The organism is Micromonospora sp. U21 (assembly GCF_018070045.1).
GTDB lineage: Bacteria > Actinomycetota > Actinomycetes > Mycobacteriales > Micromonosporaceae > Micromonospora.
Map to the genome: position 1 here is coordinate 130,132 of NZ_JAGPYK010000017.1, position 16,444 is coordinate 146,575.

14 protein-coding genes are annotated in these 16,444 nt (G+C 72.4%); 7 read left to right on the top strand and 7 right to left on the bottom strand.

The features are described from left to right. Positions 1-6: 6 nt before the first annotated feature. From KBX63_RS22050 to KBX63_RS22060, 3 genes are read left to right on the top strand one after another with little or no spacing between them, the layout of a single operon-like run. Positions 7-1,818, top strand: a complete 1,812-nt coding sequence (locus KBX63_RS22050) for a stealth family protein (protein WP_210913538.1) — start codon at positions 7-9, stop codon at positions 1,816-1,818. Beyond that, positions 1,815-2,801 carry a hypothetical protein gene (locus KBX63_RS22055; RefSeq protein ID WP_210913539.1) on the top strand — a complete coding sequence of 329 codons (987 nt, stop codon included), beginning with the start codon at positions 1,815-1,817 and terminating at the stop codon, positions 2,799-2,801. The genes KBX63_RS22050 and KBX63_RS22055 overlap by 4 nt, the downstream gene beginning before the upstream one ends. Next, complete coding sequence (locus KBX63_RS22060; RefSeq protein ID WP_210913542.1) at positions 2,798-5,635, top strand: Stealth CR1 domain-containing protein; 2,838 nt, start codon at positions 2,798-2,800, stop codon at positions 5,633-5,635. The genes KBX63_RS22055 and KBX63_RS22060 overlap by 4 nt, the downstream gene beginning before the upstream one ends. A 52-nt stretch (positions 5,636-5,687) precedes the next feature. Here the strand turns inward: KBX63_RS22060 and KBX63_RS22065 are convergent, their stop codons facing one another. Further along, positions 5,688-7,601 carry a stealth family protein gene (locus tag KBX63_RS22065; protein WP_210913544.1) on the bottom strand — a complete coding sequence of 638 codons (1,914 nt, stop codon included), beginning with the start codon at positions 7,599-7,601 and terminating at the stop codon, positions 5,688-5,690. Positions 7,602-8,030: 429 nt separating this feature from the next. Between KBX63_RS22065 and KBX63_RS22070 the strand changes: the two genes are divergently transcribed. Further along, positions 8,031-8,951, top strand: coding sequence for a DNA-3-methyladenine glycosylase (locus KBX63_RS22070; protein WP_210913546.1), 921 nt, complete (start codon positions 8,031-8,033; stop codon positions 8,949-8,951). Between the two features lie 10 nt (positions 8,952-8,961). Here KBX63_RS22070 and KBX63_RS22075 read toward each other — a convergent pair whose 3' ends face one another. The 3 genes from KBX63_RS22075 to KBX63_RS22085 all read right to left on the bottom strand — a co-directional run bounded on the left by KBX63_RS22075 (position 8,962) and on the right by KBX63_RS22085 (position 10,306). Continuing rightward, on the bottom strand, positions 8,962-9,465 hold the full coding sequence (locus KBX63_RS22075) for a DUF1990 family protein (RefSeq protein ID WP_210913548.1): 504 nt from the start codon (positions 9,463-9,465) through the stop codon (positions 8,962-8,964). A gap of 78 nt (positions 9,466-9,543) precedes the next feature. Further along, entirely contained in the window at positions 9,544-9,966 is a 423-nt protein-coding gene (locus KBX63_RS22080) for an SRPBCC family protein (RefSeq protein WP_210913550.1), read from the bottom strand. A 127-nt stretch (positions 9,967-10,093) separates the two neighbouring features. Next, positions 10,094-10,306, bottom strand: a complete 213-nt coding sequence (locus tag KBX63_RS22085; protein ID WP_210913552.1) for a hypothetical protein — start codon at positions 10,304-10,306, stop codon at positions 10,094-10,096. 135 nt (positions 10,307-10,441) lie between these two features. Here KBX63_RS22085 and KBX63_RS22090 point away from each other — a divergent pair, with 135 nt between their 5' ends. Together KBX63_RS22090 and KBX63_RS22095 are read left to right on the top strand one after the other, a co-directional pair. After that, a complete protein-coding gene (locus tag KBX63_RS22090; protein WP_210913553.1) occupies positions 10,442-11,557 on the top strand; it encodes an ATP-dependent DNA ligase in 1,116 nt (371 codons plus the stop codon). 58 nt (positions 11,558-11,615) lie between these two features. Next, positions 11,616-13,187: an alpha/beta hydrolase gene (locus KBX63_RS22095; protein WP_210913606.1), complete on the top strand. Its 1,572-nt coding sequence runs from the start codon at positions 11,616-11,618 to the stop codon at positions 13,185-13,187. Here the strand turns inward: KBX63_RS22095 and KBX63_RS22100 are convergent. Then, complete coding sequence (locus tag KBX63_RS22100; RefSeq protein WP_210913555.1) at positions 13,114-13,626, bottom strand: potassium channel family protein; 513 nt, start codon at positions 13,624-13,626, stop codon at positions 13,114-13,116. The two genes, KBX63_RS22095 and KBX63_RS22100, sit on opposite strands and share 74 nt — an antisense overlap. A gap of 73 nt (positions 13,627-13,699) precedes the next feature. On the opposite strand from KBX63_RS22100, the gene KBX63_RS22105 reads away from it, so the two are divergent. Next, a complete protein-coding gene (locus tag KBX63_RS22105) occupies positions 13,700-14,152 on the top strand; it encodes a GNAT family N-acetyltransferase (protein ID WP_210913557.1) in 453 nt (150 codons plus the stop codon). 541 nt (positions 14,153-14,693) lie between these two features. Here KBX63_RS22105 and KBX63_RS22110 read toward each other — a convergent pair. Beyond that, positions 14,694-15,404, bottom strand: coding sequence for an ABC transporter ATP-binding protein (locus KBX63_RS22110; RefSeq protein ID WP_210913608.1), 711 nt, complete (start codon positions 15,402-15,404; stop codon positions 14,694-14,696). 44 nt (positions 15,405-15,448) lie between these two features. Next, complete coding sequence (locus KBX63_RS22115; protein WP_210913560.1) at positions 15,449-16,444, bottom strand: ABC transporter ATP-binding protein; 996 nt, start codon at positions 16,442-16,444, stop codon at positions 15,449-15,451.

Sequence of the window (16,444 nt, forward strand, 5' to 3'; positions counted from 1 at the left end):
TCGAGGATGAATCTGCGTGCCCACCGGGTGGTGCCGAAGGCGTACCGGGACCGGCTCATCCAGCTCGTGCCGCCCCAGCGGCAGCTCTGGCTCGTCCGCCGGCTGACCCAGGTCACCGCCGCCCGCCGCTCCCGGACCGCACCCGGTGAGGTGCGTCAGGTCCGCGACGTCGACGGCCTCCGGGTGCAGGCTCGGGTCGTCGAGGAGGCGACGCCGCTGGCCCTCCGGCAGCGCAACATCGACCTGGTGACCCGGGCGCTCGACGAGGCCGGGATCGACGCTTTCCACGTCCGTCACGCCGACGACCTGCGCAGCGCGATCGCCGTGTCGCGCAAGCACCGGGCGAAGGTGCTCCAGGTGCTCGGCCGGGCCACGTCGACCGACGGGGTCACCCTGCGTTTCATCGACGCCGGCCGCCGCGAGGTCGTCGCCAGCCACCGCGATGCGATCGCACAGGTCTTCCACGCGGTCACCGACCCCTTCGGTCACACCGTCCTGGGCAGCGCCTTCGCCTGCGAGGTCGAGTTCTGGCGTACGGTGTCGCTACAGGAGAAGCCCGAGGCGGATCTCGTCGCGCCGCGTGGAAACCAGGTCGCGACGGCCGTTCCGGAAACGGGCGAGACGATCCGCGTCCCGGCGTCCCAACTCAGCCGCTTCGTGCCGGCCGGTGGGCCGGCCACCTACCGCACCCGGGCCGAGTTCGCCGGCCTCGGCCACGAGCACATCACCTTTCCGATCGACCTCGTCTACACCTGGGTCGACGGTGACGACAGCGACTGGCAGACCCGGAAGAACGCGGCCCTGCGTGAGCACGGGCAGGCCGAGATCAATCTGGTCGGCGCGCACGACTCCCGCTACGCCAGCCGCGACGAGCTGCGGTATTCACTGCGCTCCGTGCTGGCGTTCGCGCCGTGGGTCCGGCAGATCTACCTGGTGACCGACGACCAGGTCCCGCCGTGGCTGGACGTCGAACACCCGATGGTGCGGGTGGTGCGCCACCGCGAGATCTTCGGTGCCACCGGCCAGCTGCCGACCTTCAACTCGCACGCCATCGAGTCCCGGCTGCACCTCATCCCGGGCCTCAGCGAGCACTTCATCTACGTCAACGACGACATGTTCTTCGGGCGCCCGCTGCTCCCGACCACGTTCTTCCACGCCAACGGCATCGCGAAGTTCTTTCCGTCGCCGGCCCAGTTGGATGTCGGCCCGGCGACCGTGCACGACGCACCGGTGACCGCGGCCGGCAAGAACAACCGCCGGCACATCGAGGAACGGTTCGGGCGCACCATCACGCAGAAGATGCGGCACGTCCCGTACCCGCTGCGCAAGAGTGTGCTGGAGGACATCGAGCGGCACCTGCCGGCCGAGGTGGTGGGCACCGCCGGGCATCAGTTCCGGCACCCGAGGGATCTCTCGATCCCGTCCTCGTTGCAGCACTACTGGTCGTTCTTCTCCGGCCAGGCGGTGCCCGGGTCGATCCGCTACACGTACGCCGACCTGGCCGACCCGTCCACCCCGGTGAAGCTGGCCACCCTGCTGGCCCGGCGGCACTGCGACGTGTTCTGCCTCAACGACACCGACTCGGGCGAGGTCCTCCTCTCCGAGCAGCTCGCCATGCTGACCGACTTCCTGTCGGCGTACTTCCCGTTCCGGGCACCGTTCGAGCTCCCGGCCGAGGTCGAGGCGGAACGGGCGGGGATGACGGCGACGGCGCGGGCTGCGACGTACCTCCCGGAGGCCGCCGCGATCTCCGGTGGGCAGGCCTCCACGCCCGGCGGGGTCGACGGGGCGACCGACGAACCCGAGCGGGTCCGATGAATCCGCCCAACCGGTTGGCGCAGCCCCGCCTGTTGCAGGCGATGTACGGTGCCCGCCGCCGCGCCGGTCTGGTCACCGACCGGCTCGTCGAGCGGGTCACCCGCCTGCGGCACGACCCGGTCGCCGGGCTGCCGCCGGCCGACTGCGACTTCTTCGCCGTACTCGACGGGCGCACGCTGCACGTGCACGCGGTACTGCCGGCCGACACCGAACCCGCCGACCGGGCCGAGGTCTTCTTCGTGCACGAGGGCGACACGCTCCGCTGCCCGGCGACGATCCGGCGGGAGGACGGTCGGCTCGCCGTGGAGGTGGTGGCCCGTCTCGGTGACTCCCCCGACGAGGTTCCGCTGACCAAGGGCACCTGGTCGGTGGGGCTCGCGGTGGACGCCGGCCCGGCGGGTGAACGTCGCTTCTCCCTGACCGTGGACGAGACCCCGGACCGAGACGGACCGACCGTTGGCAACCCGCCGCACCCGGTGTCCGGATGGCTGTACCGGCCGGGGCGCAGCGGCAACGGGCTCGCGCAGCTCACGGTCACCGGCGCGCGCGCCCGGGCCGAGGTGGTTCAGCTGGCGACCGGCCACGCCGAGGCCCGGATCCGCGCACGGTTCGTCGGCGTACGGCCGCAGGACGCCCCGGCGATCGTCTTCACGCCGCGCGGCGGTGGCGCCGACGTGGTCGTGCCCATCGCGCCGGTCGACGACGGCTTCGAGTTCGTCGTACCCCTCGCCGACCTGGCGCCGGACCAGCCGGGCGAGGAGGTCATCTGGGAAGCGTGGGTGCGCACCTCCACCACCCGCATGGTCCGGCTCGGCCGGTTCCTGCACGACCTCGCCGACCCGCGTACGGTCCTCCGCGTCAGCCGGGCCGTCCTACCGCTGGACGGCGACCAGTTCGTTGGTTACCGCCCGTACTACACCGCAGCCGGCAATTTGGCGGTGGCCTGCCTCCGCTTCACACGTTTCACGGGGACACCGAGTTGAAGATCACATTCCTCCTGCTGACCGCCGACGCCATGGGCGGCACGGAACGCGCCATCCTCACCCAGGCCGACCACCTCGCACGGCGTCACACGGTCGAGGTGATCAGCGTCTACCGCACCAGCGCCGAGGGCTTCTTCCAGGCTGACGAGCGGGTACGGATGCGGTACCTCGTCGACCTGACCGGCCCGGCGCCGCGGCCGACCCGGCCGACGAGCGTCGACGACGAGGCGTACGCGGCGCTGTACCGCAGCCCGAGCCGGTTGATGCCGGCCCGGTGGGAGAAGCAGGGCAGCCGCCTGGCGGACCTGGAGATTGACCGGGCACTGCGGTCGCTCGACACCGACGTGCTCGTCTCCTCCTCGCCGGCGTTGATGGCCATGGCCACCACACTGGCGCCGCCGTCCGTGGTGACGGTGCACCAGGAGCACCGGCCGTCGCAGTTGCGGGGCGGGACCGGCGAGCCGCTGTTCCAGTTCGCCCCGCGACTGGACGCGCTGGTGGTGCTGACGGACCGCACCCGGGACTGGTTCGTCGACACCTTCGCCTCGTCCTGCCCGCGGATCGAGGTCATCCAGAACAGCATCCCCGACGGGTTCCGTCCTCGGTCCACCCTCCGCAACCCCGTGGTGAGCGTGGCGGGTCGGATGGTGCCGGAAAAGCGCATCGACCACGCCATCCGCGCCTTCCGCACGGTCGCCGACACGTACCCGGAGTGGACGCTACGGATCTTCGGCGACGGCCCGCTGCTCGGTGAGATGCGCGGCCTCGCCGCTGACCTCGGTCTGAGCGACAACGTGCAGGTGCTCGGGCCGACCAGCCGGATGGTCGAGGAGTGGTCGAAGACCAGCGTCGCGCTGCTCTCCTCGCGCGACGGTGAGGCGCTCCCGCTGGTGCTGCTGGAGGCGTTCGCGGCCGGCGTGCCCGCGGTGGCGTACGACATCCAGACCGGTCCGGCCGAGATCATCACCCACGGTGCGAACGGTTTCCTGGTCAGCTCGGGCGACATCGACGGTCTGGCCGACGCGATGATGAGACTCATCGCGGACGAGCGGCTGCGGCAGGACTTCGGCGCCAGCGCCCTGCGCGCCGCCGAGGACTACCGCATCGATCCGATCATGCAGCGCTGGGAGCAGCTCTACGCGGACCTGATCGCGGGGCGTGCCGAGGGTGAACAGGCCCGTGCCGACCGGCTCGCGGCGTGGATCGGGCGCACCGGCGGAGCCGGCTTCGCTCCCGCCGCACCGCGTCCCGCTCAGGTCACGAGCGGGCTGGACGTGGCGGCCGTCGAGGAGCGCATCCAGGAGACCGTCGCGGGGCTGGTCCGCTCCGGCGGCCGCCTCAGCGTCGTCCGGGACGACCTGACGCCCGCCGACGCCGCCCACGCGAACTTCGCCGCGGTCACCGATCTCCTCTGGGGGCGGGGCATCCCCTACTGGGTGGCGCGCGACCACGGCGTCCGACACCGGGTGGTGGTCGCCCCGGAGCATCGCGACGCGGTGTTCGCCGCCCTCGCGGAGGAGTTCTCCGCCGCGCCCTTCTACGCCGAGACCCTCGCCACGGGCGCCAAGGTCACGGCCGTGACCCTCGCCGCGTGCCTGACCAGCGAGAGTCGGTCCGCCGAGGCCATCGGCCTGCGGCTGTTCCGGCCGGTGGTGTCGGCGTCGCGGACCCTCCGGTACGGGCCCGCCCTCGGCTGTGACGTCGAGTTCTGGACTCCGTCACAGGACGGCTCGGCGCTGGTCGCCACCCGCCCCACACTGCTCGGCCCCAGCGTCCCGGTGGCGGCCATGACACCGGCCACCCTGACCGTGCGGGGGCGGGAGCATCCGACCATCGAGCCCTTCACCCACCGACTCGTATCCGATGTGGCCTTCCCGATCGACGTGGTCTACACCTGGGTGGACGGGGACGACCCGCAGTGGCGCGCGGCCAAGGACCGGGTCCTCGCGGAGCTGGGGCGGGAGCCGCTCGCGGCGGCGGACGGGTCGGCCCGTTTCCGGGACCGCGACGAGCTGCGCTACTCGCTGCGCTCCATCGACATGTACGCGCCGTGGGTCCGCAACATCTACGTGGTGACGGCGGGCCAGACCCCGACCTGGCTCGACACCGACCACCCCCGGGTCGCCGTCGTGGACCACCGCGAGCTGTTCGGTGGACGCGGCACCCTGCCGACGTTCAACTCACACGCCATCGAGTCGCAACTGCACCACATCGACGGCCTCGCCGAGCACTTCATCTACTTCAACGACGACTTCTTCCTGGGCCGCCCGATCCAGCCGACGCTGTTCTTCGATCCGACCGGCCTGGCGAAGTTCTTCGTCTCACCGACGCCGATCCCGATGCTCGACGTCACGGCGGAGGACGACTTCAACTTCAGCGCGGCCAAGAACAACCGCCAGCTGATCCGGAACGCGTTCGGTCGTACGCTGACCCATGGCCTGCTGCACGCGCCCTACGCGATGACCCGCAGCGTCGCCAACGACCTGGATCAGCAGTTCGCCGACGACGTGAAGCTCACCGCCGCGTCCCAGGTGCGGGCCCACTCCGACGTCTCGGTCGCGTCCTCGCTGCACCACTACGTCGGGTACCTCACCGGGCGGTCCGTGCCGGGCAGCATCCGGATGAGCTACGTCAACACCGGCGAGCCGCGGGAGCACCCGCAGCTGACCCAGATCATGACGACCCGGAGCTACGACTCGTTCTGCCTCAACGACACCCACCACGGTCATCTCGACGCCGAGGAGCAGGGCCGGATCGTCATGACCTTCCTCGAGAGCTACTTCCCCGTTGCCAGTCAGTTCGAGCGGGGCAGCATCCGCAACCAGGCCCGCTGAGCGGGGACTGCGGTGTCGAGGCCCCCGCTGAGCGGGGACCTCGACACCGGCCCTAGCGCGGCGGAAGGTCCGGTCCCGGGCGGGGCTCCTCCGCCTGGGGGTCGGCATGTCGGCCGGCAGCGATGCGGCCCGAGGGCAGGGTCGGCGCGTCCAGCCGGGGGCCGACCCGGGGTTTGTGCACCACGGCCGAATCCGCGTGCCGGCCGACCTTGAGTGCGGGGGTCGTCGGCGCGTCCAGCTGCCTGCCGCGCCGGTCCGCCCCGCGAGCCTGTCGCCACAGGTCGGTGGCCCCGGCCTTCCGGCGTTCGGCGATCACGTCGTCGGCCAGCTCGAACGGCGCCGGGAAGGGCAGGTAGCGCGGCAGGAAGTCGGCCAGCATGCTCTCCTGCTCCTGGAAGGCATTCGGGTCCGAGTCGGTGTCGTTTAGGCAGAAGACGTCGCGGTGCCGACGGGCGAGCAACTCGGTGAGGCGGGCGGGCGTCGAGGGATGACCGAGGTCGGCGTACTCGTACTCGATGTCGCCGGGGACCGCCTGCGCGGTCAGGTACGCCCAGTACTGGTGCAGCGACGACGGGATCGAGAGGTCGCCGTGGTGACGGAAGCGGTGCTGGGCGGTCGCCGTCACGTCCGTCTGCAGGGTGACCTCGATCTGCCGCATGATGCTGCGCCGGAGTGCGAACGGCGTGTGCTTCATCTTCTGGGTGATCGTGACGCCGAACTGCCGCTGGATGTGCCGGCGGTTGTTCTTGCCGGCAGCCTTCACCGGCGGGTCGGTCGGCTTCGCCTCGCCCAGCCCGAACTGCGCCGGTGACAGGAAGAACTTCGCTATCCCGTTGGCGTGGAAGAAGTGCGTCGGCAGCAGTGGCCGGCCCAGGAAGACGTCGTCGTTGAGGTAGAGGAAGTGCTCTGCCAGACCGTCGATGCGGTGCAGCCGGGACTCGATGGCGTGGGAGTTGAACGACGACTGACCACCGAGGTCGGCGAAGAGCTCGGCGTGCGACACGACGGTGACCATCGGGTGGCTCGGGTCGAGCCAGCTGGGCAGCTGACTGTCGGTGATCAGGAAGATCCGGCGTAGCCACGGTGCGAAGCTGTGCAGCGACCGCATCGAATACCGCAGCTCGTCCCGGTTGTGGTAGCGCGACGTGTTCGCCGCGATCGCGTGCAGCGGACCATCGGGGGTGCCGAGTGCGGCCATCTTCCGCTTCAACCACTCCGGGTCCGAACCGTCCACCCAGGTGTAGACGGCGTCGATCGGAAAACCAACCCGGTCCGGGGCACGGACGGTGAGGTCACGGCGGGTGCGGTACGTGTGGTCGTCGGCCTCGGGCACGAAGTGGCTGAGCAGCGCGGCGGCGACCCGGACCGGCTCCGCCCCGGCGGGCGCCTCATCGATAACCGCGTTGTGCCGGGGCGCGCGGACCACGTCGTGGTGTCGCGTCCAGAACTCGACCTCGCAGGCGAACTGCGCGCCGAGGACCACACCCGCCCGGGCGTCGGTCACCGGGAACCAGATCTGGAACACCTCGGCCGGCGCCGCCTCCGGCTGATCCCGGCTGGGCAGCACCTCGACGACCCGGACGTGCGCGCCCTCCAGCGCGGGTGCCGAGCGCACCAGCCGGCTGACGGCGGCACGGTGGTCGTCGAGAACCGCGACCGAGCTGCGGAGGAAGTCATCGTTACGCAGGCAGTGGTAGTCGATCCCGGCTGACTCCAGGGCGCTCGTGACCGCCGCCAGGTTGCGGTGCCACAGCTCCAACGGTGTGGCCGCGGCGACCACCTCGGCCCGGGTACGGACGCCGCCGTCGGGCACCGTCACCCGAGCACCCAGCGGGTGGACGGTGCCGCCGCCGCGCGGTCCGGAGAGGGTACGCACGACGCTCATCCGCCGGTGTGCGGGAAGCAGGTTGACCAGTCGGCGCCGAAGAGGTTGGGGCAGCGCGCGGTAGATCCGTAGGGCGATCATGCGGGAGGCCGTTCTGACCGGACATTCACTCGCGCAGCCTTCACCGCATGCCTCTCCACAGCTCCCCCGTGACGCTGCGCGACGAGCCGGGCAGGGTTGAGGGGCACGCTGCGACTGCCGCGGATCCCCGACCACCACCCAGCCCCGGGCCCGGGCCTGCCCGTCCGGACGGGTGTGGCCGCCGCAGGTGAGCCCGAAGCAGCACCTTCACCTACTGGTCACCAAACAACCACAAGATCGATGTCCCGCCCACCGATAATCGTCACATATAATAGTCTTGCACTATTTAGCCCGTTTAATTCTGTCCGTTCGGTGGGCATGAATGCGGCACAACGGTGGACCGATGGTGTCTGCACGCTGCTGCCGCGTCCGGCCGCGCACCGGTATACCGCCTTCCGGTGCCGCGTCGGTGCCTGGCAGAGTGGCCGGGTGACCGCAACGGAGCCCGCCGCGACCAGGGTGCTGCACCCGCCGCCCGGCTACCGGCTTGCCGCGTCGGTCCGCTCGCTCACCTTCAGCCCGTACGACCCGTGCGCCCGCGTCGCCGCCGGCACGTTCTGGTGGGCCACCCGCACTCCGGACGGGCCGGCCACGCTGGCCCTGCGGCCGGCCGGCGGCGAACTGGTCGCCGAGGGCTACGGGCCGGGCGCCGAACACGTGCTGACCCGGGCCGACTCGATCGCCGGGCTCCGGGACGACCTGACCGGCTTCGCCGAGCTGGCCGCGGCGCACCCGCTGGTCGCCCGACTGGCCCGCGAGCACCGCGGGCTGCGGATGCCGGCCACCGGGCAGGTCTTTCCCCGGCTGCTGCGCGCGGTCTTCGAACAGAAGGTCACCGGCAAGGAGTCGTACCGGGCGTACTCGGCGACAGTGCGGCACTTCGGCGAGCCGGCCCCCGGTCCGTTGCAACCGCTGCTGCTGCCGCCCGAGGCCGCCGCGGTGGCCGCCACCCCGTACTGGGTGTTCCACCCGTTCGGCGTGGAGCAGCGCCGGGCCGACACGCTGCGTCGGGTCGCCGCGGTCGCCGACCGGTTGGAGCGCTGCGCCGACGCCACCGAGGCCACCCGCCGGCTGACCGCCGTGGCCGGTATCGGGCCGTGGACCGCCGCCGAGGTGGTCCGGACCGCCTACGGCGACGCGGACGCGGTCAGCGTCGGCGACTACCACATACCGAACAGGGTGGCCTGGGCGCTCGCCGGCGAGCCACGGGGTGACGACGCCCGGATGCTGGCCCTGCTGGAGCCGTTCCGGGGTCACCGGGGCCGGGTCTGTCTGCTGCTCGAGGCCGCCGGCATCCAGGCGCCGAAGTACGGTCCTCGCGCGCCGATCCGCTCGTTCGCCCGGTTCTGACCGACGGCGCTCAGCGGTCGGCGCAGAGCCGGCGCAGGGTGCGGCCGAGCCACCAGGCGTACCCGTGCTGCACGGCCCGGGCGGCCGGGCCGGCGGCGCGGGTGAACCAGCGGTCCGGGCGGCTGAACGCGCGTACCTCGAACCAGACCGCGCCGGTGTCGTCGCGGCCGACCACGAACGCCTCCTCGCCCCGCTCCGGGTGCCCGGGCAGGGTGCCGTAGCCGAAGCCGGCGAGCCGGGGCGAGTCCTCGCTCCAGATCACCTGGCAGGGCCCCCAGATGCGGGCCGGCCCGATGCCCAGACCGGCGCTCACCAGGACGCCCTCGGTGGCCCGCGGCGCGTCGGTGCGCATCCGCACCCCGGCGACGCGGTGCAGCCGCCAGCTCAGCACCGCCTCGGCCGCCGGCTCGAAGCAGCCGGCCGGTAGCGGAAACCGGTGGCGCAGGTGGTGGTATCCGCCGGGCAGCGGCCCATGCCGCGTCCGCCCCACCTCCGGGTACGTCAGCTCGGCCACCGCTCCCCCTCGTCCTCGTCCTCGTCCGGACACGGTCAGGGTACGGCCGGCGCGTCCGGGCCACCGGTCGAGAAGCGGTCAGCCCCGTTCGCACCGACGCCGGAGCCCGTCGGCCTCCAGCTCCAGATAGCGGCGCAGCAGACCGCCGTACAGCCAGCCGACCGGCCTGGCGAGCGGCCCGGACTGGACGATGGTCAGCTCGACCCGGGTGCGCCCGCCGGGCAGCGGCAGCACCCGGTGCTCCGCGCGGGTGCGCACCCCGGGGGCATCGGAGACCCAGGTGAACGCCTGGCCCTCGGTCAGCTCGGTGACCCGCCAGACCGCCGGCCGCAGTTTCGGCTGGTCCAGCCGGGCGGTCGCGCCGACGGTGAACGGCCCCGGATCCCCCCGCTGGACCCGGCGTACCGAGGTCGTCCACTCGGGCCACCGCTGCACGTCGACCAGCACCGCCCAGACCCGCCGGGGGTCGGCGGCGATCTCCGTGCCGGCTTCGAACCGCATCGCGTCTCCTCCCCGGCGGCGCCGCCCGGCGCCGCCGCGCCATGGAGACGAGGCTGCCCGGTGGATCGTGCCGCCGGCATCCGCCGGCCGGCCGGCACATCCGGCCCGTGGGGGCGCCGCCGGGGAGTCAGGCGGCTTCGTGCAGGTCGGCCAGGCTGAGCGGGGTGCAGCGGCGCAGCAGCTCCGCCAGCTCGGACACCGACCCGGCCTCGCCGAGCACGTTCTTGCCACCGCCGAACCGCTCCGGGTAGCGACGGACCAGTCGGTACCGGTAGCGGCCCCGGATCAGCTCGACGCTCACCCGCCACCGCCCGCAGCAGTCGCAGACCCACTCGGACACCCCGCGAAACTAGCTCTGACCTGCGGTTATCCGATTCGCCCGGACAGGACGAGCGACGCGCGGGCGGACACGCCACCCCGGTACCCACGGTGATCTGCCTCACGACTGTCGGCACCGTCTGATTGACTGGTCGCCGTGGACCTGCCGATCAACCCCCCGGTCGAGCCGATGCTGGCCAAGAGTGTTCCCAAGCTGCCCACCGCGCCCGGGATGACGTATGAGCCCAAGTGGGACGGGTTCCGGTGCATCGTGTTCCGCGACGGCGACGAGGTGGAGCTGGCAAGCCGGGGCGGCAAGTCGATGACCCGCTACTTCCCGGAGGTGGTCGAGCAGGCACGCCGGCAGCTGCCCGAGCGGTGCGCGGTCGACGGCGAGCTGATCGTGATCCGGCGGGACGGCCCGGGTGGTCAGCCCCGGCTGGATTTCGAGCTGCTGGCCCAGCGCATCCACCCGGCCGCGTCCCGGGTGAAGCTGCTGGCCGAGACCACCCCGGCCGACTTCGTCGCCTTCGACCTGCTGGCCATCGGTGACGAGGCGCTGCTCGACCAGCCCTATCCGCGCCGCCGGGAGCGGCTGGTCGAGGCGCTCGCCGAGGTCCGTCCGCCGGTGCACGTCACCCAGGTCACCACCGATCCGGAGACCGCGCGCCGCTGGTTCGACGTCTTCGAGGGCGCCGGGCTGGACGGGTTGATCGTCAAGCCGGCCGACCTGCCGTACGAGCCGGGCAAGCGGCTGATGGTCAAGGTCAAGCACGCCCGCACCGCGGACGCGGTGGTGGCGGGCTTCCGCTGGCACAAGTCCGGTCCGGTGGTCGGCTCACTGCTGCTCGGCCTCTATGACGACGCGGGAGTGCTGCACCACGTGGGGGTGAGCGCGTCGTTCACCATGGCCCGCCGGGCAGAGCTTCTCGACGAGCTGGCCCCCTACCGGGACATCGGCGGCGAGCACCCGTGGGTGCACGGCGACCACGAGCGCGGCCAGCGCATCCCCGGCGGGGTCAGCCGGTGGACCGGCACGAAGAACCTCGAGTGGGAGCCGCTGCGCCCGGAGCTGGTGGTCGAGGTCGGCTACGACGCGATGGAGGGCGAGCGGTTCCGGCACACCGCACAGTTCGTCCGGTGGCGACCGGACCGCGATCCCCGCTCGTGCCGCTACGACCAGCTCGACCGCCCGATCCGCTTCGACGTGGACCAGGTGCTGCGCGGCGACCCGGCGGCCACCGTGGACCGGGCCGCCACCGGCCCGGCGTAGCCTGGCCGTCGACCCGACTCCGGAGGACCACGTGACCCGCACCGCCGACCAGCCTCGGATGGCGACCAGTCGCCGGGTCCGTCGTCGTCTCGCCGCCTTCGCCGTGGCCGCGCTGCTCACCGCCGGCTGCACCCTGCCGGCCTTCGCGCCGCGTACCGAGGTGGAGGGCGAAGCGGCGCCGGCCGGTGGCGCGCCGGCCTGGAGGGCCTGCCCGGAGGTCGCCGACGAGCTGGTCGGGCGGGGCGCCCCGGACATGCGCTACGAGTGCGCCCGGATCGCCGTGCCGCGCGACTGGGGCACCGGCGGCGGAGCGACCGCCGGGCCGGGCGCGGGGCAGACCTTCGAGATCGCTCTGCTGCGGGCCCGGTCCACCAAGCAGCGGGACCGGGTCGGCTCACTGGTGGTCAACCCGGGCGGCCCCGGCGGCTCCGGCGTCGACACCGCCGTCTATCTCTCCTTCGGCACCCAGTTCGGCGGGCTGCCCACCACGATCACCGAGCGCTTCGACATCGTCGGCTTCGACCCTCGCGGGGTGAGCCGGTCCAGCCCGGTCAAATGCATCTCCGACGCCAACCTGGACGCCAGCTTCGGCTACGACCCGGATCCGACCGGCCAGGCCGCGTTCGACGGCTTCGTGGGGCTGAGCCAGCGGATCGGGCGCGGCTGCGGCGACCGGTACGGCGACCAGCTGCCGCTCTACGGCAGCGAACAGGCCGCCCGGGACATGGACGCGGTCCGCGCCGCCGTCGGCGACGACAAGCTCACCTACCTGGGCTACTCCTACGGCACGCTGCTCGGCGCCATCTACGCCCAGCTCTATCCCCAGCGGGTGCGGGCGCTGGTCCTGGACGGTGCGGTCGACCCGCGGCAGCGGCTGGTGGCCGGGTCGGAGAGTCAGGCCCGCGGCTTCGAGCGGGCCTTCGGCAACTTCACCCGCTGGTGCGCGGCGAACGCCGCCCGCTGCCCGATCGCCCCGGACGCGCGCGCCGCGGTCACCTCGGCGATCGACAAGGCGCGGGTCTCCCCGGTCCGCGGCGACGACGGGCGGGAGGCCACCGCCGGCTGGGTCTTCTACGCGGTCATCTCCTCGCTCTACACCGAGTCCGGCTGGCAGGAGCTGGCCCGCGCGATCGACCGGCTGGCCGAGGGCGACCCGAAGGACGTGTTCCGGCTCGCCGACGCGTACGCCGGTCGGGGGGACGACGGCCACTACTCGAACCTGTTCGACGCCAACCTCGCCATCAACTGCGCGGACGAGACGGAGAAGCCGAGCCGGGAGCAGATCCGCCAGTTGCAGTCGCAGTGGCGCACGAAGTATCCGCTGTTCGGGCCGGCGCTCGCGGTCGGCATGCTGAGCTGCGTCGAGTGGCCGGGCGAACGGGACCCGTACCCGACCGGCCGGGCGACCGGCGCGCCGCCGATCGTGGTGGTCGGCACCACCGGCGACCCGGCGACGCCCTATGAGCAGACCGGTCGGCTCGCCTCGATGCTCGGCGTCGGCCGAGTGCTCACCTGGGAGGGTGAGGGGCACACCGCCTACCCGCAGACCTCCTGCATCACCGCCGCGGTCGACGCCTACCTGATCGACCTGACTGTTCCCAGGGAGGGGCTGCGCTGCCCGGCCCGGTGACCGGCCGGGTCGGCGGCAGCGGCGGCAGCTCGATGCCCTGCCGGGCGGCCAGCTCCTCCAACAGCGCCCGCATCCGGCGCACGTCGGCCTTGAGCTGCTCCTGCTCCTCGTGCTCGAAGGCGTCGTCGTCGACGATGAGCCGGCTGGCGAAGTGCGCGGTGATCAGTGGGATGACCAGCAGGACCATGGTCGAGATGAGCAGCGCGGCGAGGGTACGGCCCGCCCAACTGGTCGGTGAGATGTCGCCGTACCCGACGGTGGACGCGGTCACCACCGCCCACCAGACCGCGTCGGCGGGGCTGCGCTGCTCGACCTCGCCGTAGATCACCCCGGCCACCACGATCATCAGCAGGTACGACGTGATCAGGGTGCGCGGCGAGTTCGCGAACCACACCAACGCCCGGTAGATCCAGCGGAACGGCAGCAGCAGGGCCTCCATGCCGCCCATGCTGCCCCGCACCGGCAAGTGGCACCGCCCCATCCGCCGATGTCGTTGTGCCAGGCTCACCGGCATGACCGATGTGATCTACCGCGAGGCGGTCCGGGCCGACCTGCCCGCCGTCATCGCCCTGCTCGCCGACGACGTGCTGGGCAAGGCCCGCGACTTCACCACGGTCGACGAGGCGTACGAGCGGGCTTTCGCGGACATCAGCGCCGATCCGCGCAACCATCTGATCGTCGCCGAGCAGGATGGCGAGCTGGTCGGCTGCCTCCAGATCACCTACATCCCGGGGCTCGGCCGGCACGGCGCCGAGCGGTCCCTGATCGAGTCGGTCCGGGTCCGCTCCGACCGGCGTGGCCACGGGCTGGGCCGCGCGCTGATGGCCTGGGCCATCGACCAGGCTCGACGGCGCGGCTGCACGCTGGTGCAGCTCACCACGGACAAGGCCCGCCAGGACGCGCACCGCTTTTACCTGAGCCTCGGCTTCGTGGCCAGCCACGAGGGAATGAAGCTCGCCCTCTGACCCCCGTCGTCGGCTCCAGGCGGGGCGCACCGGCGCCGCGGCAGCCTCACCGACGCCGCCCGTGCGCACTGCCCGTACGCGCTGCCCGTCCACACTGCCCGTCCCTGTTGGCGCACCGCCTCGGTGGGCCTTCGGCGGCACCAACCCACCACTGCGCAGACGCTTTGGAGCTGATGTCGTAAACGATTCACCGCCCGACCCGACCCGGCGGCGCACGGCTCACGGCTCACGGCGCCCGGCACACAGCACAGCGCACGGCGCACAGCGCACAGCGCACGGCTCACGGCTCACGGCTCACGGCTCTTGGCTCTTGGCTCAGCAGCGAGCAGAACAGTAGATCGATAGCAGTCGAAGCTGAGTGGCGGCAGGTTCACCGCCGATCCGTTTACGACATCAGCTCCATAGCGAGCGCGCACCACCACTTGGCCCGCCCGGAGCCCGCGACCGCGACGAGCGCCAGAGCCCCGCGCAGGCAGACCCGCAGCCGGGGCACGGCCGCAGCCGGGCAGGGCCCCGAGCCTGGGCAGCGGTCGGGTAGCTGTCAGGCGTCGACCAGGCGACCGTCGCGCAGGTTGAGCACCCGGTCGGCGAGGTCGATCAGGGCCGAATCGTGCGTGGCCACCAGGGCCGTCATGCCGCGGGCGTGCACCACCGCGCGCAGCAGGTCCATGATGGACCGCCCGGTCTCCGAGTCGAGCTGGCCGGTCGGCTCGTCGGCGATGAGCAGATCCGGCTCGTTGGCCAGCGCGCGGGCCACCGCGACCCGCTGCTGCTGCCCGCCGGAGAGTTCGTACGGGCGCTGCGCCGCGTGCCCGCCCAGGCCGACCAGCTCCAACAGCACCGCGACCCGCTGCTCCCGCTCGGCCGCCGGCACCTGGGCCAGCCGCAGCGGCACGCCCACGTTCTCGGCGGCGGAGAGGATCGGCACCAGCCCGAAGGTCTGGAACACGAAGCCGACGGTGCCCCGGCGCAGCCGCAACAGCTCCGCCTCGCCCGCCGCGGTCACCTCGTGCCCGGCCACCACCACCTGACCGCTGTCCGGCCGGTCCAGCCCGCCGATGAGGTTCAGCAGCGTGGTCTTGCCAGCACCGGAGCGGCCCCGGATGGCGACCAGCTCGCCCCGGTGGGCGTTGAACGAGACGTCCCGCACCGCGTGCACGGCGTGCTCGCCCCGGCCGAAGGTCCGGCTGACGCCGCTGACCCGGACCACCTCGCCGGGCGTGGACCCGGCCCGCCCGTCGGCCCCGGCCACACCGCCAGGCCAGGCCGCTCCCGTCACCACCGTGTTCCGACGGCTCACGCCCGTGCCTCCTGCCCACCCGTGGCCCGGTCACCGGGCCGTACCTGCACATGGTCCGGCTCCAGGTCGAGCCGCACCCGTTCCCGCAGCGCCAACGCGTCGACGAAGGCGGCCGGCAGCTGCATCCGGCCGTTCCGGTCCAGCACCGCGTACTCCTCGCTGACCAGCTCAGTGCTGCCGTCCGCGCCGACGCGCGCGGTCCGGCGTACCTCTGAGGCGGTCCGACCGTCGCGGATCGCGACGGTCCGGCGAACCTGCGTGGCCACAGCGTGGTCGTGGGTGACCACCACGATGGTCACGCCCAGCTCGGCGTTGATGGTGCGCAGCGCCCCGAAGACCTCCGCGCCGGTCGCCTCGTCCAGCTCGCCGGTCGGCTCGTCGGCGAAGAGCACCTCCGGGTCGTTGGCCACCGCCACCGCCACCGCGCACCGTTGCTGCTCGCCGCCGCTGAGCTGCCCCGGTCGCCGGTCGGCGCAGTAGCCCACCCCGACCATGTCGAGCAGCTCCCGAGCCCGTTGCCGCCGGGCCCGCCGGGAACGCTTGCCCGCGAGCTGCATCGGCAGCTCGACATTCTCCAGCGCGGTCAGGTACGGCAGCAGGTTGCGTCCGGTCTGCTGCCAGACGAAACCGACCAACTCCCGCCGGTAGCTCAGCCGTCGCTTGGCCGACAGCGCGAGCAGGTCGTAGTCGGCCACCCGGGCGATACCTGCGGTCGGGGTGTCCAGGCCGGACAGGATGTTGAGCAGCGTCGACTTGCCCGAGCCGGAGGCGCCCACGATCGCCACCAGCTCACCCCGGTCGATGACCAGGTCGAGCCCCTGCAGGGCGACCACCTCCACCCCCTCGGTCTTGAAGATGCGCACCAGGCCGTCGCAGACGATGTGCCCACGCAGCCTGTCCTGGCCACCGGCCCGCTCGGCGGCGCGTTGCGCGGCCCGCTGCTGCAGGGCGGCCAGGTCGGGCACCAGTGGAGTCTGGGCGGTAGCGGTCAT

What these genes read in the sequence shown, in the direction of transcription:
- KBX63_RS22105 (WP_210913557.1), top strand. Translation starts at nt 13,700, where the DNA reads ATGACCGATGTGATCTACCGCGAGGCGGTCCGGGCCGACCTGCCCGCC.
- KBX63_RS22065 (WP_210913544.1), bottom strand. Translation starts at nt 7,601, where the DNA reads ATGATCGCCCTACGGATCTACCGCGCGCTGCCCCAACCTCTTCGGCGC.
- KBX63_RS22095 (WP_210913606.1), top strand. Translation starts at nt 11,616, where the DNA reads ATGGCGACCAGTCGCCGGGTCCGTCGTCGTCTCGCCGCCTTCGCCGTG.
- KBX63_RS22050 (WP_210913538.1), top strand. Translation starts at nt 7, where the DNA reads ATGAATCTGCGTGCCCACCGGGTGGTGCCGAAGGCGTACCGGGACCGG.
- KBX63_RS22080 (WP_210913550.1), bottom strand. Translation starts at nt 9,966, where the DNA reads ATGCGGTTCGAAGCCGGCACGGAGATCGCCGCCGACCCCCGGCGGGTC.
- KBX63_RS22100 (WP_210913555.1), bottom strand. Translation starts at nt 13,626, where the DNA reads ATGGAGGCCCTGCTGCTGCCGTTCCGCTGGATCTACCGGGCGTTGGTG.
- KBX63_RS22055 (WP_210913539.1), top strand. Translation starts at nt 1,815, where the DNA reads ATGAATCCGCCCAACCGGTTGGCGCAGCCCCGCCTGTTGCAGGCGATG.
- KBX63_RS22115 (WP_210913560.1), bottom strand. Translation starts at nt 16,444, where the DNA reads ATGACCGCTACCGCCCAGACTCCACTGGTGCCCGACCTGGCCGCCCTG.